This window comes from Miniphocaeibacter halophilus (assembly GCF_016458825.1).
GTDB classification, from domain to species: domain Bacteria; phylum Bacillota; class Clostridia; order Tissierellales; family Peptoniphilaceae; genus Miniphocaeibacter; species Miniphocaeibacter halophilus.
Window position 1 is genome coordinate 1,182,725 of record NZ_CP066744.1, and the last position, 22,188, is coordinate 1,204,912.

Annotated in this window: 18 protein-coding genes; all 18 read left to right on the top strand. The window is 30.7% G+C overall.

Going from position 1 to position 22,188, the window contains the following annotated elements:
- The first annotated feature begins 29 nt into the window (after positions 1-29).
- Positions 30-713, top strand: coding sequence for a response regulator transcription factor (locus JFY71_RS05810; RefSeq protein WP_243662099.1), 684 nt, complete (start codon positions 30-32; stop codon positions 711-713).
- Positions 706-1,662: a sensor histidine kinase gene (locus tag JFY71_RS05815; protein ID WP_243662100.1), complete on the top strand. Its 957-nt coding sequence runs from the start codon at positions 706-708 to the stop codon at positions 1,660-1,662. The genes JFY71_RS05810 and JFY71_RS05815 overlap by 8 nt, the downstream gene beginning before the upstream one ends.
- Positions 1,663-1,696: 34 nt before the next feature.
- Positions 1,697-3,775 carry an FtsX-like permease family protein gene (locus JFY71_RS05820; RefSeq protein WP_243662101.1) on the top strand — a complete coding sequence of 693 codons (2,079 nt, stop codon included), beginning with the start codon at positions 1,697-1,699 and terminating at the stop codon, positions 3,773-3,775.
- A 109-nt stretch (positions 3,776-3,884) separates the two neighbouring features.
- Complete coding sequence (locus JFY71_RS05825) at positions 3,885-4,643, top strand: ABC transporter ATP-binding protein (RefSeq protein WP_243662102.1); 759 nt, start codon at positions 3,885-3,887, stop codon at positions 4,641-4,643.
- Positions 4,644-6,812: an ABC transporter permease gene (locus tag JFY71_RS05830; RefSeq protein WP_243662103.1), complete on the top strand. Its 2,169-nt coding sequence runs from the start codon at positions 4,644-4,646 to the stop codon at positions 6,810-6,812. It begins immediately after the preceding gene.
- Between the two features lie 158 nt (positions 6,813-6,970).
- Positions 6,971-7,729, top strand: coding sequence for an ABC transporter ATP-binding protein (locus tag JFY71_RS05835; RefSeq protein ID WP_243662104.1), 759 nt, complete (start codon positions 6,971-6,973; stop codon positions 7,727-7,729).
- Complete coding sequence (locus JFY71_RS05840; protein WP_243662105.1) at positions 7,730-9,814, top strand: FtsX-like permease family protein; 2,085 nt, start codon at positions 7,730-7,732, stop codon at positions 9,812-9,814.
- Positions 9,815-10,006: 192 nt separating this feature from the next.
- Positions 10,007-10,870 (top strand): ABC transporter substrate-binding protein, encoded by an 864-nt coding sequence (locus tag JFY71_RS05845; protein ID WP_243662106.1) that lies wholly within the window; start codon positions 10,007-10,009, stop codon positions 10,868-10,870.
- A 31-nt stretch (positions 10,871-10,901) separates the two neighbouring features.
- Positions 10,902-11,570, top strand: coding sequence for an ABC transporter permease (locus tag JFY71_RS05850; RefSeq protein ID WP_243662107.1), 669 nt, complete (start codon positions 10,902-10,904; stop codon positions 11,568-11,570).
- The gene (locus JFY71_RS05855; RefSeq protein ID WP_243662108.1) at positions 11,557-12,237 is read left to right on the top strand and encodes an ATP-binding cassette domain-containing protein; all 681 of its coding nucleotides are present in this window, start codon (positions 11,557-11,559) and stop codon (positions 12,235-12,237) included. Before JFY71_RS05850 ends, JFY71_RS05855 begins: the two co-directional genes overlap by 14 nt.
- 14 nt (positions 12,238-12,251) lie before the next feature.
- The gene (locus JFY71_RS05860) at positions 12,252-13,481 is read left to right on the top strand and encodes a molybdopterin molybdotransferase MoeA (protein ID WP_243662109.1); all 1,230 of its coding nucleotides are present in this window, start codon (positions 12,252-12,254) and stop codon (positions 13,479-13,481) included.
- Between the two features lie 156 nt (positions 13,482-13,637).
- Positions 13,638-15,416 carry a molybdopterin biosynthesis protein gene (locus JFY71_RS05865; RefSeq protein WP_243662143.1) on the top strand — a complete coding sequence of 593 codons (1,779 nt, stop codon included), beginning with the start codon at positions 13,638-13,640 and terminating at the stop codon, positions 15,414-15,416.
- Between the two features lie 42 nt (positions 15,417-15,458).
- Positions 15,459-17,324 (top strand): aldehyde ferredoxin oxidoreductase family protein, encoded by a 1,866-nt coding sequence (locus JFY71_RS05870; RefSeq protein ID WP_243659890.1) that lies wholly within the window; start codon positions 15,459-15,461, stop codon positions 17,322-17,324.
- Between the two features lie 3 nt (positions 17,325-17,327).
- Positions 17,328-17,630, top strand: a complete 303-nt coding sequence (locus tag JFY71_RS05875; protein ID WP_243659891.1) for a MoaD/ThiS family protein — start codon at positions 17,328-17,330, stop codon at positions 17,628-17,630.
- An 81-nt stretch (positions 17,631-17,711) separates the two neighbouring features.
- Entirely contained in the window at positions 17,712-18,410 is a 699-nt protein-coding gene (locus tag JFY71_RS05880) for a HesA/MoeB/ThiF family protein (RefSeq protein ID WP_243659892.1), read from the top strand.
- A gap of 185 nt (positions 18,411-18,595) precedes the next feature.
- Complete coding sequence (locus JFY71_RS05885; RefSeq protein ID WP_243659893.1) at positions 18,596-19,105, top strand: NADH-quinone oxidoreductase subunit NuoE family protein; 510 nt, start codon at positions 18,596-18,598, stop codon at positions 19,103-19,105.
- Between the two features lie 9 nt (positions 19,106-19,114).
- Positions 19,115-20,407, top strand: a complete 1,293-nt coding sequence (locus JFY71_RS05890; RefSeq protein ID WP_243659894.1) for a complex I 51 kDa subunit family protein — start codon at positions 19,115-19,117, stop codon at positions 20,405-20,407.
- Positions 20,407-22,149, top strand: a complete 1,743-nt coding sequence (locus JFY71_RS05895; protein ID WP_243659895.1) for an NADH-dependent [FeFe] hydrogenase, group A6 — start codon at positions 20,407-20,409, stop codon at positions 22,147-22,149. The genes JFY71_RS05890 and JFY71_RS05895 overlap by 1 nt, the downstream gene beginning before the upstream one ends.
- The last annotated feature ends 39 nt before the right edge of the window (positions 22,150-22,188 follow it).

Below are 22,188 nucleotides of genomic sequence, written 5' to 3' on the forward strand. Positions count from 1 at the left end.
CTATTGTTATTATAATATAGAGGTTGATTATGAATATTTTAATTATAGAAGATGATAATATAATATTAAGGGAAATTACAAAAAATTTAGAAAAATGGGATTATAAAATTTTTGAAATAAGGGATTTTAATAATATAATAGCTGAAGTTAAAGAATATAACCCAAATCTAATTTTATTGGATATTTCTTTGCCATATTATGATGGCTTTTATTGGTGTAAGAAAATTAGGGAATTTTCAAGTGTTCCAATTATGTTTATATCCTCTAAAAGCGATAAATTAGATATGATTATGGCCATGAATTTAGGTGGAGATGATTATATAACAAAACCTTTTGACATGGACTTACTTATTACTAAAATTAGGGCCTTACTTAGAAGGACATATTCTTTTAACGATGAGTTGGAAATTTTCCAATTTAATGATGTAACATTGGATATAAATAGAAGGGAAATTTTATTTAACGACAATTCTATTAATCTGACTCAAACGGAATTTGTAATTTTAAAAATACTATTTGAAAAAGCCAATTCATATGTTTCCAAGGATGAAATTATTACTAGACTTTGGAGTGAAGATGCTTTTGTAGACGATAATGTTATTGCCGTAAATATAAATAGAATTAGAAATAAATTTAAGAAAAGCGGCATTAGAGATATTATAAAAACAAAAAAAGGTATAGGATATGGTCTTATAGAGGGCAAAAATGTTTAAGGAATATATTAAAACCAAGAAGAGTGAGATTATAATAATATTTTCTATTTTTCTTTTAAATTACTTAATTATGTTTCTAAGTGTTGGTGTATATGAAAATTATTGGTACACTATATTTTTGTTTTTGTTTTTTTATTTAGCATATTTTTTATGGGGATATTTTAAATTTAAGGAAAAGTTTAAATATATTACCAATATTAATGAAGATAATATTGTAGATATAAGTCCTAAAGATATTTTAGAGGAATCCTATATAAAAAAACTAAGTGACTTAATTAAGGAAAAAAACGAATTAAATTCAATACGAGAAAAAGAATTAGATAGGTTGGAAGAGGATTATTCTATTTGGATTCACCAAGCTAAAACTCCTATTTCTGCCTTGTCCTTAATAATAGACAGTATGGACTCGGAATTAAAGGACGACATGAAACAAGAGTTATTTAAAATTAACCAATATACTGAAATGGCCTTAACTAATATACGATTACAGGATATTAATAAAGACCTAGAAATAGAAACCCATGACCTATATGATCTAGTAAAAAATACCGTTAGAAAATACGCCCTGTATTTTAATTATAAGGGCAATAAGTTAATTTTAGAGGATTTTAAAAGAAAAATAGTTACAGATGAAAAATGGTTTGCCTATGCTTTGGATCAAGTAATTTCAAATGCTGTTAAATATACTAGAAATGGAGAAGTGAAAATATTTGTTTCAGATGACTACTTGGTTGTTGAAGACACGGGTATAGGTATAAAAGAAGAGGATATTCCAAGACTTTTTACTAGAGGTTTTACAGGTTACACCGGAAGGGTTAAGAAAAAAGCTACAGGACTTGGCTTATATATGTCTAAAAAAATATTAACAACTTTAGGTTCGGGTATTCATTTAGAATCAGAAGTAGGCAAAGGTACAAAAGTATATATTAAAATTACAGAGGACTTATAAAGTTCTCTTTTTTACTAAAATAAAAGGATAATGTATGAAATTAATTTTTAAATTAAGCAAGGAAAATATAAGAAGAAATAAGGAACTATATTTGCCTTATATATTTGTATTAATACTTTCTGTTGTACTATTTTTTTTGTGTATTAATTTAACCTTTAATGATTTTTTAAATGAAGAAATTAAAAATGGATATATTGTAATAGAAGGGGAAAAATATGTAAATGGAATAGGCGCCGGCTACGATGCTTTAAAGGAACAATTTCAGAATGTAAGTATTGTTATTGGAATAATTAGCCTAATCTTTACACTATATATTGGAAATTTCATATATAAAAGAAGGTCAATGGATTATGGCGTATATGATATTCTAGGCATGGATAAAAAACATATTCAGTTTTTGGTAATTTCTGAAATATTAATTCTTGGCCTACCAAGTATATTACTTGGAATTTTAGGCGGTATAGCCTTAAATAAATTAAATTTTTTATTTATATCTCGGATACTGGATTTTGGTGAAAACATAAAATCTCAACTAAGCCTTAAGAGCATATGTATTACCTTTGTAGTTTTTCTATCTATTGAAATTATTTTATGTGTTATTTATTTTTTTAAAATATACTTTAGCCATGCTTTACAAATGATAGGAAAGAAAAAGTATAATTTAAGAAAGAAAAAGTTTTATATTTTTGAAAGTTTGGCTGGAATTCTATTAATTCTATTTGCATATTATTTGTCTTTTAGAAACAGATATACAGGAGAAATTACCGCTAGAAACATTATACAATTTAATGACATAGTCGAAGTTTCTATTTTGCTCTTAATTGGAACTTTTCTAATTTACCAAGGACTGACGGTTATAGTTTTTTCTTATGTTAAAAAACAAAGGATTTACAAAAGGAAAGATAATTTTATTACACTTTCAAATTTAGCCTTTAGGTTTAGGGAAAATGCCATAAGTTTAACTATTATTAGTATTGTAGGGTGTATATTACTTAATTTTATAGCTTCCAGTATTTTAAACTATAATGGCTTTGTTAATAATTATAATGACATAGATTTATATACAGCTACGGAGACGAAAAAGGACAGTGAACTTTTAAATAAAAAAATTATTAATCTAGCAGAAGAAAATGGACTAGGTGTAAAGGAAAAAACGAAATATGAAGTGCTTAATTTCCTTCTAGCTAATGATGAAAATAATATTAAGGTAGTTAATAATTCCAATAACTATGAAAGGTATTTTACAATAATAAGGAATTCAGAGTACAATAATATTTCTAAAATTAAAGAAAAGGTAAAAGACAATGAAGTTATAATTCTAGGAAATAGCTTATATTATGGAAAAGAGATGAAAAATAATATTCTTCCGGAAATTTCTTTATTTGAAAACAATTTAAAGGTAAAGACTATAAGGGAAATTAGCAGTAATGAAAATTTAGACTCCCTTGTTGATGGCTATGGTTTAATAGTATCAGATAATATTTATGAAAAAATAATCAATAGTAGTAAATTTAAAAACCAGGAGAGTTTAGAACTTGTCAGTGCGGTTTATATTGTACAGGATTACAAATTTGATGGAGATTTTAAAACTATTAAAGAATTTTTAAATAAGGTTGAAGACCATTACAGTAAAGCATTTAATGTCGGAATGGAGAAAACTGTAGTTTCTACAGTTAATGCAAGGTATTTATCCTTTATTTATGTAATTAATGGTGCTGCTGTTTTCTATTCAACTTATATAACCTTAATATTTTTAATTAATTTTTTCATGATTTTATATTATAAACAAATAGTTGAAGGTTATGAGGATGCTAATCAATTTAAAAAATTATACAAAATAGGCTTATCGGAAGAGGAAATAGGTGAAAGTGTACAAAAACAAATAAAAATATTTTTCCTTGTACCCTTGTTAATATCCATAATACATTTTTTATTAACCTTAAGTTTATCTACCAATATGGCTTCATATATTGATGTAACGTCAATGAGAGAAATGAATATTACATTTTTAGTATCCATAATCTTATATATAATAATCTATAGTTTAACCTATGTATTAACATCAAAAAAATATAATAGCTTGATTATTAAAGGAAGTGTTATTAAATATTAGAAAGTACCAAAATATATTATTGGTACTTTTTGTTTTATTAAAATTGTGAGGATTTTTTAATATATACAAGGGAATTAAAGTATATAATTAATATATGGTGGAGGTAGTTATGAGTTTATTAGAGCTTAAAAATATATCAAGAATATATGCGTCAAAGTTTTCAGCTGTTTCAGTAGAAGCCTTGAAGAAAATAACAATAGAAGTAGAAAAAGGTGAATTTGTAGCAATAATGGGGGAATCCGGTTCAGGAAAGTCCACCTTATTAAATATAATAGCTACCTTAGATGAGCCAACAGCCGGAGACCTATATATAGCAGGAAAAAACATTTCAGGCATAAGCAAGTCAGGCATATCAAAATTTAGAAGGGAAAACATAGGCTATATCTTTCAGGACTTTAATTTACTGGAAACCCTAAATGTTCAGGAAAATATAGAACTGCCCTTGGTCTTGTCAAATATTAATCCTGATGAAATAGAAAAACGAAGTGAAGAAGTAATGAAAAAATTAAGGATTTTGGAATTAAAAAACAAATATCCCTATCAAATATCAGGTGGAGAAAAACAAAGGGTAGCAATTGGAAGGGCAATAATAATAAATCCTAAAATACTCTTGGCAGATGAACCAACAGGAGCCTTGGACTCAAAGTCATCAACTATGGTCTTAAATACCTTAAAGGAAATAAATGAACAGGGTCAAACGGTATTAATGGTAACCCATAGTTTAATAGCAGCAAGTAAGGCTAAAAGGGTGCTGTTTATAAAGGATGGAATAATATATAATCAACTATTTAAGGGAAGTAGAAGTAACGAGGACTTTTATGAATTAATATCCTATACCCTAACTGTTATGAATGAAAAGGAAGAGTAAATGAAACTGTTATTTAAATTAGCTAAGGATAATTTAAAAAGAAATAAGGAAATATATTTACCATATTTTATTACTTTAATAATTTCTGTAGTTATCTTTTTTTTAATAGTTAATTTTGCCCTTAATCCTAGTATAGATGGAGAAATAAAAGAGTATGAAAGAATGGAAAGTATTTCGAATGAACAGGGAAGTTATACTATAAAAAATGAAAGGGAGGTTAGAACATCTGAACTTGGAGACACCTATATTAGATTAAGGAGCTTATTATTTAAGACTACAATTATGGTTGCTGTAATGTCGGTTATTTTTAATTTATATTCAGTTAACTTTCTTAACCGAAAACGCTCAATGGATTATGGAATTTATAATGTTTTAGGTATGGATAAAAAGCATATTAACAAACTAGTAGTCCTTGAAATATCCTTATTGAATTTAACGGCTATTTTTATTGGTACAATAACAGGAATTGTGTTAGATAGATTTAATTTTTTAACAATGAGTAAGGTTTTTAATTTAGATGAAATAATTAAGTCCTACATTAGTCCTAGGGCAATTATTTATACGCTAATCCTATTTATAGTAATTACCTTAACTTCTTCCTTGTGGACTACAATTTATTTAAGTAGTAAAAAAACACTGGAATTAATATATGGTAAAAGGTCGGAAAATAAAGGGATTATTTTCAATATAGTATTCTCTATACTAGGTATTTTACTTATAGGCTTGGGGTATTTTTTTGCTTCAAAGTATTCGTTTTCCAGCTTATATAAGGAAGATCAATTTATGGAGCTGCCTAAATTGGCCCTTGTAATATTTTTAATTATACTGGGAACTTATTTACTCTTTCAAGGCTTTACTACTGTAATTATAGAGTTTATAAAAAAATTTAAGGGAATTTATAAAAGAAAAAATAATTTTGTTGCTATATCCAACCTATCCTATAGGTTAAGGGAAAATGCCGTATCCTTAGGGACTATAACAATACTAGGACTTATGCTATTATTGTTTATATTCTTATCCCTAGTATCCTATTATGGCTTTACTAAGGAAGAAAAACAGGGGGATTTATATATAGAAGTATTTGATGAAAACTATACAGAAGATATAAAATCCTTTGTTTCTAAAGTGGTAGAAAAAGAAGGTTTTGAAATAGATAGCTCCTACGAAATGGGAGTTTTAGCAGGAATAGAGGTTAAGGAAAAGGATAATATAGAAATTTTAAAAAACCATAAGCTTATTAGATATTTATCCTTAGCAAAAGTTTCAGAATATAATAGGGTATTTAAAGAAAATGTTAAATTAAGAGAAGATGAAACTATAATCTTTGGAAATATTTTAGAGTCAAAGGAAGAAATGGAAAGGGAAATTTTACCTACTATTACTTTATTTGGGGAAAAACTAAAAGTAAAAGCCATTGAAAGTAGTGATGACAATGAAATTTTAGAATCTTTTAGAAATTCATATTTACTGCTTATTCCAGATAAATTATATGAAGAACTTGAAGAAAAACATTATAAAGTTCCGGAAAATGTCGTAGATATTGATGAAGAGGGAAATTATATAAGCGATACAGGGGAGAAGGTCTACAGTCCAATTGATAAATCTAGTAAATATTTAATCTACAAATTCAAAGGCGATGAAAATAAAATCTATAACTTTATGAAAAGTATAAGTACAAATGGTACAGAATTATATGATGAGGATTTATCATATTATTTTACTTATCATTTTAATCCAAAGTTTATAGACTCAAATATTATTACTAGAGGCTCCTATATATTTGCAAGTATTTACCTGACTATTTTACTAGCCCTTAATTTCTTTATGATTTTATACTATAAACAAATAGTAGAAGGTTATAAGGATGTAGACCAATTTAAAAAACTTTTTAAAATTGGTCTTGATGAAAAAGAAATAGTAAAAACCATGAATAGGCAAATAAATATATTTTTCTTTTTGCCCTTGGTAATTTCCGTTATACATTTTATATTTTCCAGCAAAATACTGTCTAATATTGTAGTGTATATAAATATTTCATCTAATAATGAAATGAAAAGGTATATTGTTATTGCAATTTTAGTCTATATAGTTTTTTACATTGGTATCTACTATATAACCTTAAAGAAATATAGAACTATAATCTTGAACAGGACGAGAATAAAAGACTAACAAGGGCATATTTTATTAAGTAGGACATATGAAATTTAGTTTTATATGTCTTTTTACTTGCTAAATTACAAACTTGTTAGAAATATAAAGAATTCTGTAAGGATATTCTAATATATAGATTTGCAATAAATATTATAATATATACACAGGAGGTAGGTATGAGTTTATTAGAGCTTAAAAATATATCGAGAATATATGCATCAAAGTTTTCGGCTGTTTCAGTAGAAGCCTTGAAGAAAATAACAATAGAAGTAGAAAAAGGCGAATTTGTAGCAATAATGGGAGAATCCGGTTCGGGAAAGTCCACACTATTAAATATAATAGCTACCTTAGATGAGCCAACAGCCGGAGACCTATATATAGCAGGAAAAAATATTTCAGGCATAAGTAAGTCAGGCATATCAAAATTTAGAAGGGAAAACATAGGCTATATCTTCCAGGACTTTAATTTACTGGAAACCCTAAATGTTCAGGAAAATATAGAGCTGCCCTTGGTCTTGTCAAATATTAATCCTGATGAAATAGAAAAACGAAGTGAAGAAGTAATGAAAAAATTAAGGATTTTGGAACTTAAAAATAAATATCCCTATCAAATATCAGGTGGAGAAAAACAAAGGGTAGCAATTGGAAGGGCAATAATAATAAACCCTAAAATACTCTTGGCAGATGAACCAACAGGAGCCTTGGACTCAAAGTCATCAACTATGGTCTTAAATAACTTAAAGGAAATAAATGAGCAAGGTCAAACGGTATTAATGGTAACCCATAGTTTAATAGCAGCAAGTAAGGCTAAAAGGGTGCTTTTTATAAAAGATGGAATAATATATAATCAACTATTTAAGGGAAGTAGAAGTAACGAGGATTTTTATGAATTAATATCCTATACCCTAACTGTAATGAATGAAAAGGAAGAGTAAATGAAACTGTTATTTAAATTAGCTAAGGATAATTTAAAAAGAAATAAGGAAATATATATTCCCTATATATTGACTGTAGTTTTGTCGGTAGTTTTCTTTTACCTAACTCTAAACCTATATTTTAATGAAAGTATAAATTTAGATTACGGCTATAATACATTAAAAATACTGTTATATATTACTGCCGTAGCTATAGGGGTTATGAGTTTAATATTTAATATATATGTTAACAGCTTTTTAAATAAAAGAAGAAGTGTAGACTACGGTGTATATGACTTACTGGGAATGGATAAAAGACATATTAAAAAATTAATATTTATTGAAAATATTATTCTTAATATAATTAGTATTATTATAGGGGTGTTTTCTTCTATAATATTGGATAAATTAAACTTTCTAATAATTTCAAGAGCATTAAATTTTGAATCTACCTTAAAGTCTGCCTTAAGTTTAAAGGCTGTTATTATAACAATTATAGTTTTTTTCTTAATAACATTTACTTCAATTATATTAACAAGTCACAAGGTTATTAGGAAAAATGGACTGGATATTTTAAATGTTAAAAAGAAGATTCAAAGAAAATCCGTCTTAAGCGCATTTATGGCTATAGTTGGAATAATTTTTATAATTATCGGTTATATAATTGCGGTTATCTTAGAACCAAGTAATCTTATGGCAGTAGAATATGTTTTTTTAGAAGGAATTAATATTATATATATAGCATTAATAGCTGTTATATTTGTTGTTGTGGGAACTTACTTAATATTTCAAGGACTTATAGTTTCAATATTTAATTATTTAAAAAAGAGAAAAAATATATACAAGAAAAACAATAATTTTATAGCAATTTCCAATTTATCCATTAGAATTAAGGAAAATGCTGTAAGTTTAGCAACAATTTGTATTTTAAGCTGTATGATAATAGTTACACTTTGCATGAGTATAATAGCCTATGTAAGTTTTGTTCATAATATAGAACCTTATGATATTTTATTGGGGACTTTTAAGGAAGAAGATAGCTCTAATATAGATAGCGCTTTTAGAGAAGATTTGAAAAACAACAAGCTAGAAGTAGAAGATTTTAAAAGATTTGAAATAATTGAAGGAATATCAACTTATCCGGGAAGGGATAATAAAGATATTATAGATATTTATAAATCCGAAGGACAAGCATATGTTAGTGCATTAAAAATGTCCGATTATAATAAATTAGCTGATAAAGAAATAGAATTAAAGGAAGACGAGGTTATTTTACTTGCTAATAATTTATTTGAATATGAAGCTATTTTAGAAAAGGAAATAAAGGAAAATATAAATATTTTTGGGAAGGATTTTAAATTAAAAGAAAAAATCGTTGTAGAAGATTTAGCGCACTATTTTTATAATTTAACCCTGGTTATTCCGGATGATTATTTTGACTATATTAAGGAAGAATTTGTATATGAATTCCTAGACGATGGAAGATTTAAAAACAAGGAGGGAGAAATAGTTACAGAAGCTCCTATACAGAATTATTTCATAGAGCAAAGTTATAATCTTAGTGGTGATAAGCTAGAGAAAAAAGATTTTTTTGATAAATATCTATTAGAAGATTCAAAAATAAATTCAATAAATAAGTTGGAAACAAAGGGATATACATGGAGAACGAATAATATGTATTTTGGTGATAAGGTGGGCGTAGCTCCCTTTATTGTGGTTGGAATTTATTTAACAATAATTTTCTTACTGAACTTCCTTATAGTAGTCTACTACAAGCAGTTGTCAGAAGGTTACGAAGATGCAGAGCAGTTTAAAAAGCTATATAAGGTAGGTCTTACTAAGGATGAAATAAACACTACAATTAATAAGCAAATAACCATATTTTTCTTTCTACCCCTCTTAACAGCAATAGTTCATTATATTTTTGCCATTAATATAATCAATCTATTTGCCCTAAGTTTTGGTTTAATATCTAGTAAAACCCTACAGACAATAGAGTTAATAACTATATTAATGTATATTGTAATTTACTTTATAGCCTATTTAATAACATCGAGAAAATACAGAAATATAATTATAAAGAGAAGTGGGAAAATAGTTTCCTAAAAAAGCAATTTCAGTTTGTTATAAACTGAAATTGCTTTTTTAAAATTGTTTAAATATTGACCAAGTAATAATAATTAGGTATTCTATATATAAGGAATGTATAAAAAATAGCTTTATTTCTTTAAAGAGATAACGTTTTCGTTATTATTTATACATTCGTAATTTTTTTATTAAAAAAACAAGGGGGAAACAATGAGAAAAAAATTTTTAGCATTAAGTTTAGTTTTAATGATGGTTCTTGTAGGATGTACAAATTCAAAAACTCCGGAAAGCGAAACGATTACACCAACTGAAGGAAAGGCAAAAGTGGAAGAAAATGGAAAAATAATTCTTTCAACAACAACCAGTACAGAAGATTCCGGTTTATTGGAGTTTATACTTCCTGACTTTACTGAAAAAACAGGTATTGAAGTTGATACTATAGCTGTAGGTACAGGAGCAGCTTTACAAATGGGTAAAGACGGTGAGGCAGATGTTCTTTTAGTACATGCTAAAGCCGATGAAGAGGCTTTTGTAGAAGAGGGTTATGGTGTTGAGCGTTTTGATGTAATGTATAACGACTTTATTATAGTTGGTCCTAAAGATGGAGCTATTTCACCTAATGAAGATGTGGAAGAAACATTTAAAACTATAGCTAATGACAATTTACCTTTTGTTTCCAGAGGAGATGACTCAGGTACTCACAAGAAAGAAGTTGGTATTTGGGAAAATCTAGACATAGATGTGGCAAACCTACCTGAATATGTAAGTGCAGGACAAGGGATGGGAGCAACTTTAGGAATGGCAGCTGAAAAAAATGCATATTGTTTAACAGATAGGGCAACTTGGTTAACTTTTGAAGATAAGGGTGACTTGGATATAGTATGTGAAAAAAGTGAGGATTTGTTAAACTATTATGGAGTTATTGCTGTAAATCCTGAAAAAAATGAAGGTGTAAATGAAGAAGGAGCTAAGGCTTTCGTTGATTGGATAATTAGTCCGGAAACTCAAGAATTAATTGGAACATTTGGTGAAAAGGAATTTGGTCAATCATTATTTACACCAAACGCTAAATAGAATAATACGATATTAATTAGAGGTATTTAAATTGGAGAATTGGTTTAACAAAGACATACTTGAAATAGTATGGTTAACATTAAAAATGGCCTTTTTTTCAACTCTTATTTCATCAGTCCTAGGAGTTTTCCTAGGATTGATTCTTGAAAGAGCTAATTTTATAGGTAAGAAAATTATATTGAGAATCAATAGGACATTAATGGGAACGCCACCGGTAGTTATGGGGCTTATTGTGTATCTTTTGTTAATGCGTAAAGGTGTGTTAGGATTTTTAAATATTCTTTTTACATTACAAGCAATGATTTTTGCACAGGTTTTAATTATAACTCCTATAATAAGCGGTATGATTTGTGAATCTGCACAACATAAAGGACCTAAAATTAGAGCTTTTGCAACAACTATGGGAGCTGATTTTTGGCAAAGCAATAAGCTGGTAATACGAGAATTAAAAAGTGAGATTTATTTTGCTGTAGTTACAGGTTTTAGCAGGTCCATAAGCGAAGTTGGAGCGGTTATGATAGTTGGAGGAAATATTTTACATAAGACTAGAACAATGACAACAGCTATTACTCTCTTAAGAAATAAGGGAAACTACAACGATGCTATAGTACTTGGAGTAATTTTATTGCTACTGAGTTTTATTATTCAAACTGTATTAGATTGGATTTTAAAAAGGGAGGAGTTAAATGAAAATATATAATTTGAAAAAGACATTTGAAAACTTCACCTTATCAATAGATGATTTACATATTCCCCAAGGGAAAATTTATGGAATAATTGGACCAAATGGTTGTGGGAAATCGACTTTAGTGAAAATTATAGCCAATACTATAAAAAAGGACTCTGGTAAAATAGATTATGAGGGTTTAACTTCTAAGGATATAACAATGGTCCCAAGAAAATCCTATATGATACATGATACTGTTTATAATAATCTTGTTTATCCCTTAGAAATTAGAAATATAAAACCAAGAAGGGAAATAGTAGATGAATATTTAAAACTTGCTGATTTTAACAATGAGGCTAACAAATATGCACCGGGACTTTCCGGTGGCCAGATGCAAAAATTAGCATTAATAAGAGCTATGATTTTTTCTCCAAAATTTACGATTATAGATGAGGGCTTTTCAAATTTAGACATAGAAAGCACCTTTACCTTTGAAAAGGAAATATTAAAAAGACAAAAGGAAAATCCTGCTACATGGATAATTATTAGTCATCAAATATCCAGTGTTTCTAGACTTTGTGATTACATATATTTTATGTGGGACGGGAAGGTTATAGCCGAAGGAGATAGGGAAAATATGATTTATAATCCAAAAATTCCGGAACTTAAAAGGTATTTACAGACAGTTTCCCTATCTTAAGAAGAGGTGAAAAGATGAAGTTATTAAAAGTTGATGAAGTAGAAAGGGTCCAAGAAAAAATATGGAACATTGTAAATAATTGGAACTTGAATACAGAAATTATTAATATTAGTGAAGCTTCAGGAAGAATTTTAGCCCATGATATTATTACCAAGGAAGACATTCCCGGTTTTACACGTTCAACAGTAGATGGCTATGCTGTTTTTTCAAAGGATACAGCAGCAGCAGGAGATAGTATTCCGGTATTTTTGAAAAATATTGGTGTAATAGAAATGGGACAAGCTTCAGATTTGGAAATAATATCCGGCCAGTGTGTAGAAATTTCCACAGGAGGAATGCTACCAAAAGGTGCTAACGGTGTTGTAATGGTTGAGTATACAGAGAATTTTGGTGAAGATGGAGTTGCTGTATCTTCAAGTATTTCAGAAGGTGAAAATGTTGTATATCCTAATGAAGATGTTTCAAAGGGGCAGTTGATTTTAAGGAAGGGAAGTAAACTATTACCTCAAAGTATTGGTGTGCTTTCCGCCTTGGGAATTACGGAAATAAAAGTTTATAAGCCACTGAGTTTAACTATTATTTCAACAGGGGATGAAATAGTTTCACCGGAAAAACCTTTGGAACTAGGCAAGGTTAGAGATATAAACAGCCTTGCTTTAAAGGCGTTAGCTGAAAAAAATGGTTACAGTGTAATTGATATATTCGTTTTAAAGGATGATGAGGATTTATTAAGGGAAACTGTAAAAAAAGCTATGGAAAAAAGTGATTTAGTAGCAGTATCAGGTGGTAGTTCTCAAGGCAAGAAGGATATTACGGCAAAAGTTCTTGACAATATTTCATCACCGGGGGTCTTTACCCATGGAATGGCAATTAAACCCGGAAAACCAACAATAGTTGCTTATGATGAAAATAGCAAAACACTTTTAATTGGACTTCCTGGTCATCCAGTATCGGCTATGTTGGTTTTTGATATTTTATTTAACAAGATGATAAAAAAATTAATGGAAGTAGAAGAAGAACTTGAAATTCCAGCTAAAGTAACCACTAATTTAGCCTCCTCTCCAGGCAAGACAACTTGTTGGCCTGTAAAGCTATTAAAGGATAAAGGTGGATATTTAGCTAAACCCATATTTGGAAAATCGGGATTAATAACCTCTCTTTTAGGAGCTGATGGTTATTTCTCTGTAAATAGAAACCATGAAGGATTGGAAAAAGGAGATGAGGTTTGGGTAAAATTATTTTAAATAATTAGATAATGGAGGAAATAATGTCCAAACGAAATTTTTATTTAAATGCTTTACCGGCAGATGAAGCACTAAAGCTATATAAAGATAGATTAAAAAAAAGTATTAAAGGCCTATGAAACTGAAACAATTTCTGTTGAAAAAGCCTTAGGTAGAATTACCTCAAAAGCTGTTTTTGCAAAATACAACTCTCCCTTATATGATTCAGCGGCTATGGATGGAATAGCTGTAGAAAGTAAAAAGACCATAGGAGCTAGGGAAAACAAGCCGATTATGTTAAAAAAGGAAGACTATGTTGTTATAGACACAGGGGACCCGGTTTTTCAACCTTTTGATAGTGTAATAATGGTTGAAAACATTGAACAGGAAGAAGACGGTTCTGTTTTAATTAGGAAGGCTGCAGCACCATGGCAACATATACGTCCTGTTGGAGAGGATATTGTTCAAGGCGAAATGATTTTACCATCATCTCACAAAATAAGACCAATAGATATTGGTGTTTTAATAAGTGGTGGAGTTACTGAAATAGAGGTTATAAAAAAATTAAAAGTCGGTATTTATCCAACGGGAACTGAAATGATAGAAGCAAGGGACAATCCTAAAATAGGACAGATTATAGAATCAAATTCAATGATGTTTTCTGCCTTAATAGAAGAAAATGGAAGTATTCCCTTTAGGCACAGTGCATTACCGGATGATTATGAATTAATAAAAAACACAATAAAAGACGCTATAAAAGAATATGATATGTTAATTATAAATGCAGGTTCATCTGCAGGAACAGAGGATTACACTGCTAATATATTAAAGGAAATAGGAGAAGTAGTAGTTCATGGAGTTGCAATAAAACCAGGGAAGCCGGTTATATTGGGAATAGTAGATAATAAGCCTGTAATAGGACTTCCGGGATATCCGGTGTCTGCCTATATAACCTATCAGAAATTTGTTGTTCCTATACTGGAATTAATGGGAAATAAGGTAAAAAAAGAACAGGACACCATAGAGGCAAATATTGCTAGAAGAGTTGTTTCTTCAATAAAACATGAGGAATATATACGGGTTAAGGTTGGAAAAGTCGGAGAAAGATATGTGGCAATTCCTTTAGCTAGGGGAGCAGGAGCGGCTATGTCATTAGTTAGGGCAGATGGCTTTTGTATTATTGACCAAAACCTAGAAGGATTAGAAGCTGGAGATAGAGTAAAAATCCTACTTAATAAAAGAGTTTCAGAACTTGAACAGACTCTGGTTTCCATAGGAAGCCATGACTTAATATTGGATATAATTGCGGACATGATGTCTGAAAAATACCCGGGAGAATATTTGTCCAGTAGCCATGTAGGCAGTATGGCAGGGCTCCTGTCCTTAAAAAGAGAAGAAGCTCATATGGCACCAATACACATATTAGATGATAAAACATCACGATATAATATTCCAATAGTAAAAGAAATACTAGGAGACAGGCCTATGGCTTTAATAAAGGGAGTAGGACGAATCCAAGGAATAATGGTTCAAAAGGAAAATAAACTTGGAATTAAAGGTATAAAGGACTTAATAAAACATAGATATATAAACAGACAAAGAGGAGCAGGTACCCGCATTATGTTGGATTTCAAACTTAAAGAAGCGGGAATTTCTCCAGAGGAAATTACAGGTTACGACAGGGAAGCAGCAACTCATATGGCAGTAGCTGTAGCTATTAAAAACAACAGTGCCGATGCAGGAATGGGAATTTTATCGGCAGCTAAAGCCGTGGATTTGGATTTTATTCCTATAGCAAATGAAGAATACGATTTTGCAATTCCTGTAGAAAACTTAGAACTTAAACAGGTAAAGGACTTTATAGAAATTTTAAAAAGCCATGAATTTAAAAATAAACTCATTCAAATGGGTGGCTACTCTACTGAAAAAACAGGAGAAATTGTTATAATAAAATGAAATTATATTATAAAATAAATTTTTAAGGGGGAAATTATTGTTATGACAACAGGAGGATTTAGGGGGAAAATTTTAAGAATTGACCTAACAAATAAAGAATTTTACGAAGAAACTCCACCATTGGAGTTTTACAAAGACTATGTAGGCGGTGCACTTTTAAGTGCAAAAATCATGTATGATGAAACAGATCCAAAAATGGATCCATTAAGTGAAGATAATAAAATAATTTATTCAGCAGGACCATTAACAGGAACCGATACACCATGTGCAAGTAGATTATGTATGGTTACTAAATCTCCTTTAACTAACACAATAACCACCTCATTAAGTGGAGGGTATTTCCCGGTAGAATTAAAAAGAGCAGGTTACGATGCTATTGTAATATCAGGCAAAGCTGAAAAACCTACCTTTGTATTTATAAAAGATGGAACTGTAAAATTTAGAGATGCTACAAGATATTGGGGATTAAATGTTTTTGATACTCAAATGTACATGAAGGAACAATTAAGGGATCAAAATATACGTATTTCATGTATAGGTCCTGCAGCCGAAAAACTAAGTACAATGGGTTGTGTAATTAATGAAGCCAGAGCAGCAGGACGAAAAGGAATAGGAGCAGTACTTGGAAGTAAGAATTTAAAAGCTGTAGCCATTAGAGGTACAGATGAAATTCCAGTTGCTGATAAGGCAAGATCTAAAAAGTCCATATCCCAAATGCTAAAATACTTTAAGGCAAGTCCTATGGCCTATCCACAATTTGGTACAAAAGGCTCATCTGTTGCATTTGAGGTAACGAGTAATTTAGGGGTTCTTCCGTCATATAACTGGTTAAACTCAGAAGACATAGATTGGGATGAAGTTATGGGACCAGAGGTTTTAAACGAGTATAATATTACGAGAAACCCATGTGACAGATGTCCAATTGCTTGTAGCCAGGTTAGACTTATAAGAAAGGGAAAATATTCAGGAATATCATCTGAAGGACCTGAATATGAATCGATGTTCTCACTAGGAACTCTTCTTGGTATAAAATCTGCAGAATTTACAATAGTTGCAGATAGATTAACAGATGAACTGGGTATTGACAATATATCTGTAGGAGCTGCTATAGCCTTTGCAATGGAGCTTTATGAAAAGGGAATTATAACAAAAGAAGATACCGGTGGCTTAGAACTTAATTTTGGAAATGAAGATGCAGCTTTAACCCTTATGAAACAAATTGCTTTTAGGGAAGGCTTTGGAGCTGTATTAACAGATGGAACTAAAAAAGCTGCTGAAATAATTGGTAAAGGTAGTGAAGCCTACACTCTTGAAGTAAAAGGCTTGGAATTACCGGCTTATGATGCAAGGGGGTTAAAGGCTCAGGCTTTAAACTTTGCAACATCCTTTACAGGTGCTGACCATAATAAAGGATATGCCTTCCAAGAGGTATTTGGAACACCTTATCCTCATGCAGTAGATAGATTAGCCCTTGAAGGCAAGGGGAAATTAACTAAATTTAACCAGGATTTTGCTTCATTATACGACATAGTAACATTTTGTGAATTCCCTGCACAAGCAGCATTAGTAGAAAATTTTCAAGCATTAACAGCTGAGCTACTAAGTGGAATAATGGGATTTGAATATACGGAAGACGATGCATGGCAAATGGGAGAAAAACTTATAAATCTTTGTAGAATGTATAATATTAGAAATGGATTTACAAGAAAAGATGACTCTCTACCAACAAGGGTAAAAAATGAGCCTATACCTAGTGGCTTGTCAAAAGGTGCAGTTACAACTCAAGAGGAATTGGACTTTATGTTAGACGAATACTATGAAGCAAGAGGTTGGGACCAGGAAGGAATGCCAACTCCGGAAAAACTTGAAGAATTAGGTTTAGAATTTGCCATAAAGGACCTACCATAAAAAATGCTTGAAATTAAAGTAAGGTTAATAGGACTATATAGAAAAATTGCTAACTCTCCGGAAATAGTAGTTGAAATTGAAGAGGAAACATTAGGAAAACCTACTACAATCTATGACCTATTAAAAAAAATAAGTTCATACTATGGTGAGGAAATGGAGTCCTTGTTGTATACTGAAACCGGTGAAGTTGATGATTGGTCTAGAATTATGATAAACGGAAAGGACATTCGTTTCATTGAAGAGTCTGAAAAGATTTTAAAGCCAGGGGATTTTGTCCATATATTCTCTATGGCTGCCGGTGGTTAGTCTTATATTAGGTAGAACTTAAAAATAAAGGCATTAATATGCCTTTATTTTTATACTAAAATTACATACAAGAGGTGTGTTTTGAATATTCAAGAAAGATATGAAAAAAATCTAGGAACCTTTACCTTAGAGGAAGTAGAAAAAATAAGAAGAAAGAAAATTTGCATAATAGGATGTGGAGGATTAGGCGGGTACTGTGCCAATGCCCTTGCAAGGTTTGGAGTTGGAAAAATTACTCTAGTAGACGGAGATGTTTTTAAGGAAAGCAATTTAAACCGCCAGTTATTTTCAAATTATCAGCTTATTGATTCTAAAACAAATAAGGCTGAAGCAGTTGCAGAAAATTTAAGGGAAATAAATTCTGAAATTAATATTGTAGCAATACCTGAAATGATTAATGAGCAGAATGGTGAAAAAATATTAAAAGACCATGATCTTGTTATAGACTGTCTTGACAATGTTCCTTCAAGAATGCTACTTTCAAAACTTTGTACAAAAGAAAATTTAGTAATGGTCCATGGTGCAATATCAAAGTGGTATGGACAAGTGGCAAATATATTTCCAAATGATAATTTAATAAAGAAAATATATTCAGAAAAAACACTAAATGGTGAGCGTAGCGAAATTGATTTTTCAGTACCTAGCTTTATTCCTCAAATAATTTCCTCTGTCCAAGTAAGTGAAGCTTTAAAATATTTGTCAGGGAAAAAGGAAATACTAGAAGGCGAACTACTATTAGTTGATTTACTATACAATGAATTTAATATTATTAAATTATAGTGCTAATGACATTAGATAATAAAGAGAATTAAAAGAGAATATGATAAATGGATTAAAAAGGTGCGCATATAAGTGTGCCTTTTTAATTTTAAAAGTGATAATTTATTAACTATATATTCTTTGATTGACTTATGATAAAACGTTATATTATAATTGAATATATAATAGGGAAAAGGGGTAGAAATATGAGTTATAAACTAGTATCAAAACCGTTGTCAGAAGAACAGACTAAAATGGTAAACGATATCATTGAAAAGAATGGTAGTACTAAAAAAGATATACTTAATACCTTAATAGAATTACAGGATTCTTTAGAGGAAAAGTATATAGGGGAGGAAGTAGCAAAGATTGTTTCAGATAAAATAGGCATTCCATTAGTTGATTTATACGACATATTAACTTTCTATGATATGCTTAGCACTAAACCAAGGGCGAAATATAAAATAGAGGTTTGTACATGTGCATCTTGTTACTTAAATGGAAGTGACTCATTAGTGGATATTGTAGAAAGAAATCTAGGTATTAAGTTAGGGGAACATACTGATGATTGGCTATTTGAATTTGAAAAATGCTCATGTGTTGGAGCTTGTGAAATTGGTCCAATAATTAAAGTAGGAAACGAAATTTACGGCAATTTAAATGAACGATTAGTTGCTAGTATTATTGGTGAACTTAGGGACAATAAGGATTTATAGGAGGATAGAATGACTAAAACAATAGAGTTAATTACAGGTACGGTAGATAAATCCTACATGCATTCTATAGAGGACTATAAATCCCATAGGGGTTTTAACGGTCTTAATAATGCTGTAAAAATGGACAAGGAAGACATTATACAGGAAATAATAGATGCTAAATTATTAGGTCGTGGTGGTGCAGGCTTTCCAACGGGAATAAAATGGAGACATTTATACAGTGTAGAAGGGGAACCTAAATATATTGTTTGTAATGCCGATGAAGGAGAACCGGGAACCTTTAAAGATAGGTTATTTATGAAAAAAGATCCTTTAATTGTAATTGAGGGAATGTTAATTGCAGCATATGTATTTGGTTCTAAGGAAGGTTATATATATATAAGAGGGGAATATAGAGGATTATTTGAAGGTTTTGAATTAGCATTAAAAAATGCCAAAGAAGCTGGATATTTAGGGGAAAATATTCTAGGTATTGAAGGATTTGACTTTGATATTAATATAATATCAGGGGCAGGTGCTTATGTTTGTGGAGAAAATTCAACACTTTTAAACTCCATTGAAGGACAAGCGGGTAGACCTAGAGTAAAACCACCTCGTTTAGCAGAAGTAGGGCTATTTGGTAAACCGACTTTAGTTAATAATGTTGAAACTTTTGCCAATATTCCAATTATTTTAGATAGAGGAGCAGAGTATTATAGGTCAGTAGGAACAGAGGAAAGTGGTGGGTCTTTAATAGTTTGTACTTCAGGTCATGCAAAAAACAGACACTATTTCGAAGTACCAGTTGGAACAAATTTAAAGGATATAATCTATGATGAGGAATTAGCAGGAGGAACTTCAACTAGAAAACCTGTTAAGTTTGTTCATATTGGAGGACAATCCGGTCCCCTTGCTTTTCCGGAGCAGTTTGATATTTCCTTTGACCATATATCTTTAAGAAATGCCGGACTTTCAATAGGTACAGGTGCTATTGTAATAGTAGATGAGTCAGTTTGTTTAGTAGATTATTTAAAGAAGGTATTTGAATTTTTTATAGACGAATCATGTGGTAAATGTAATCCTTGTAGAGAAGGAAATCAACAAATGTATATACTCTTAGATAAATTTAGTAAAGGTGAAGGAACAGAAAAGGACATAGAAACTATGAAGAACTTAGCTGAAGCTATGATGCAAGCGTCTTTCTGTGGACTTGGTCAAGCTGCACCAACAGCCTTAATGTCTGCATTAAGGCATAGGGAATCTGAGTTTTTAGCCCATGTAGATAAAGAATGTAGTAAATGTTTCAAAAAGGAGGTTATGTAATGAGTAAAGATAATAAGGAAAATATAACAATAAAAATAGATGGAATAGATGTTACAGTGCCTTCAGGAACAACAATACTAGAAGCGGCTAAAAAAATAGGGGTACATATACCAACCCTTTGTAACCATCCGGATTTAACAGCTAAATCAACATGTAGAATTTGCGTTGTAGAGGATACAGGAAGCAGAAGATTAAAAACCGCTTGTAATCAACCGGTAGATAGCTGTAAAGAAATAATTACAAATAGCAAAAGAGTAAAGGAAGTAAGAAAAACTATTTTACAATTAATATTGGCTAATCATCCACAGGATTGTTTAAACTGTATAAGAAATCAAAAATGTGAATTACAGGAATTAACTCAAAAAGAAAATATTATGGACAATCCTTTTGAAAGAATTTATGAGCCGGTTCCAATAAAGGACGATAATCCTTCTTTAGTTAGGGATAATAGTAAATGTATAAAATGTGGAAGATGTGTTCAGGCCTGTGAGGAAATTCAAGCAAGTAAGGCTATTGGCTTTAATGGAAGAAGTACTAATTATAGTATAGGACAGGCCTTTGATAAAGCTACAGATGAGTCAACTTGTGTATTATGCGGTAAATGTATAACAGTTTGTCCAGTAGGTGCCTTAAGGGAAAAAGACGATACTGAAAAAGTTTGGGATGCTCTAGCAAATGAAAATAAATTTGTAGTATTTCAGACGGCACCATCTGTAAGGGTAGGATTAGGAGATGAATTTGGCTATAGCTCTGGGGAAATAGTAACTGGCCATATGGTTGCAGGAATAAGGAGACTAGGAGCCGATAAAGTCATAGACACCAATTTTAGTGCCGACTTAACTATAATGGAAGAGGGAACGGAATTTTTAGGCCGACTTACAAATGGTGGGACATTGCCAATGATTACTTCCTGTAGTCCAGGTTGGATTAACTTTGTTGAAAAAAATTATCCTGACCTAATAGACCATCTTTCAACCTGTAAATCACCACAGCAGATGTTTGGTGCTATAACTAAAACATATTATGCAGAAAAATTAGGCGTAGACCCTAAGGATATGTTTGTAGTTTCCGTAATGCCTTGTATTGCAAAGAAATATGAAAGCAAAAGACCGGAAATGGACGCATCAGGTTATAGGGATATAGATGTAGTTTTAACTACTAGAGAACTAGCTAGAATGTTTAAGGAAAACGGACTGGATATTAGTGAGCTAGAGCCAGAGGATTACGACTCTATAATTGGGCATGGTACAGGAGCAGGTACTATTTTTGGAACTTCCGGTGGAGTTATGGAAGCGGCTTTAAGAACTGTTTATGAAGTTGTAACGGGAGAAGAATTAGACAATGTTGACTTTGAAGCAGTTAGAGGTCATGACGATTTTAAAGAAGCAGAAGTACAAGTAGGAGATATTCCTGTTAGGGTGGCTATTACAAGTGGTCTTGGAAATGCAAAGAAACTTTTAGAGAAAATAAGAAAGGGAGAAGCAGATTACCACTTTATTGAAGTAATGGCTTGTCCGGGAGGATGTGTTGGTGGAGGTGGACAACCTTACACAATTAAACACGATGCCAGAGAGGACAGAATGGAAGGATTATACAAGGATGACAAGCAACATGACATAAGAAAATCTCATGAAAATCCGGAAATAAAAGAAATATACGAAGAATTCTTAGGGGAGCCAAATTCCCATAAGGCTCATGAATTACTTCACACTCATTATAGAAATAGATATACAAAAGCTTAAATATTTTAAAGACACAGATAAAAAATCTGTGTCTTTTGT

Bases quoted from the DNA above. Each gene is read 5' to 3' on its own strand.
- JFY71_RS05840 (WP_243662105.1), top strand. From the start codon at position 7,730: ATGAAACTGTTATTTAAATTAGCTAAGGATAATTTAAAAAGAAATAAG.
- JFY71_RS05870 (WP_243659890.1), top strand. From the start codon at position 15,459: ATGACAACAGGAGGATTTAGGGGGAAAATTTTAAGAATTGACCTAACA.
- JFY71_RS05820 (WP_243662101.1), top strand. From the start codon at position 1,697: ATGAAATTAATTTTTAAATTAAGCAAGGAAAATATAAGAAGAAATAAG.
- JFY71_RS05875 (WP_243659891.1), top strand. From the start codon at position 17,328: ATGCTTGAAATTAAAGTAAGGTTAATAGGACTATATAGAAAAATTGCT.
- JFY71_RS05885 (WP_243659893.1), top strand. From the start codon at position 18,596: ATGAGTTATAAACTAGTATCAAAACCGTTGTCAGAAGAACAGACTAAA.
- JFY71_RS05890 (WP_243659894.1), top strand. From the start codon at position 19,115: ATGACTAAAACAATAGAGTTAATTACAGGTACGGTAGATAAATCCTAC.
- JFY71_RS05895 (WP_243659895.1), top strand. From the start codon at position 20,407: ATGAGTAAAGATAATAAGGAAAATATAACAATAAAAATAGATGGAATA.
- JFY71_RS05860 (WP_243662109.1), top strand. From the start codon at position 12,252: ATGAAGTTATTAAAAGTTGATGAAGTAGAAAGGGTCCAAGAAAAAATA.
- JFY71_RS05835 (WP_243662104.1), top strand. From the start codon at position 6,971: ATGAGTTTATTAGAGCTTAAAAATATATCGAGAATATATGCATCAAAG.
- JFY71_RS05855 (WP_243662108.1), top strand. From the start codon at position 11,557: ATGAAAATATATAATTTGAAAAAGACATTTGAAAACTTCACCTTATCA.
- JFY71_RS05845 (WP_243662106.1), top strand. From the start codon at position 10,007: ATGAGAAAAAAATTTTTAGCATTAAGTTTAGTTTTAATGATGGTTCTT.
- JFY71_RS05830 (WP_243662103.1), top strand. From the start codon at position 4,644: ATGAAACTGTTATTTAAATTAGCTAAGGATAATTTAAAAAGAAATAAG.
- JFY71_RS05810 (WP_243662099.1), top strand. From the start codon at position 30: ATGAATATTTTAATTATAGAAGATGATAATATAATATTAAGGGAAATT.
- JFY71_RS05815 (WP_243662100.1), top strand. From the start codon at position 706: ATGTTTAAGGAATATATTAAAACCAAGAAGAGTGAGATTATAATAATA.
- JFY71_RS05825 (WP_243662102.1), top strand. From the start codon at position 3,885: ATGAGTTTATTAGAGCTTAAAAATATATCAAGAATATATGCGTCAAAG.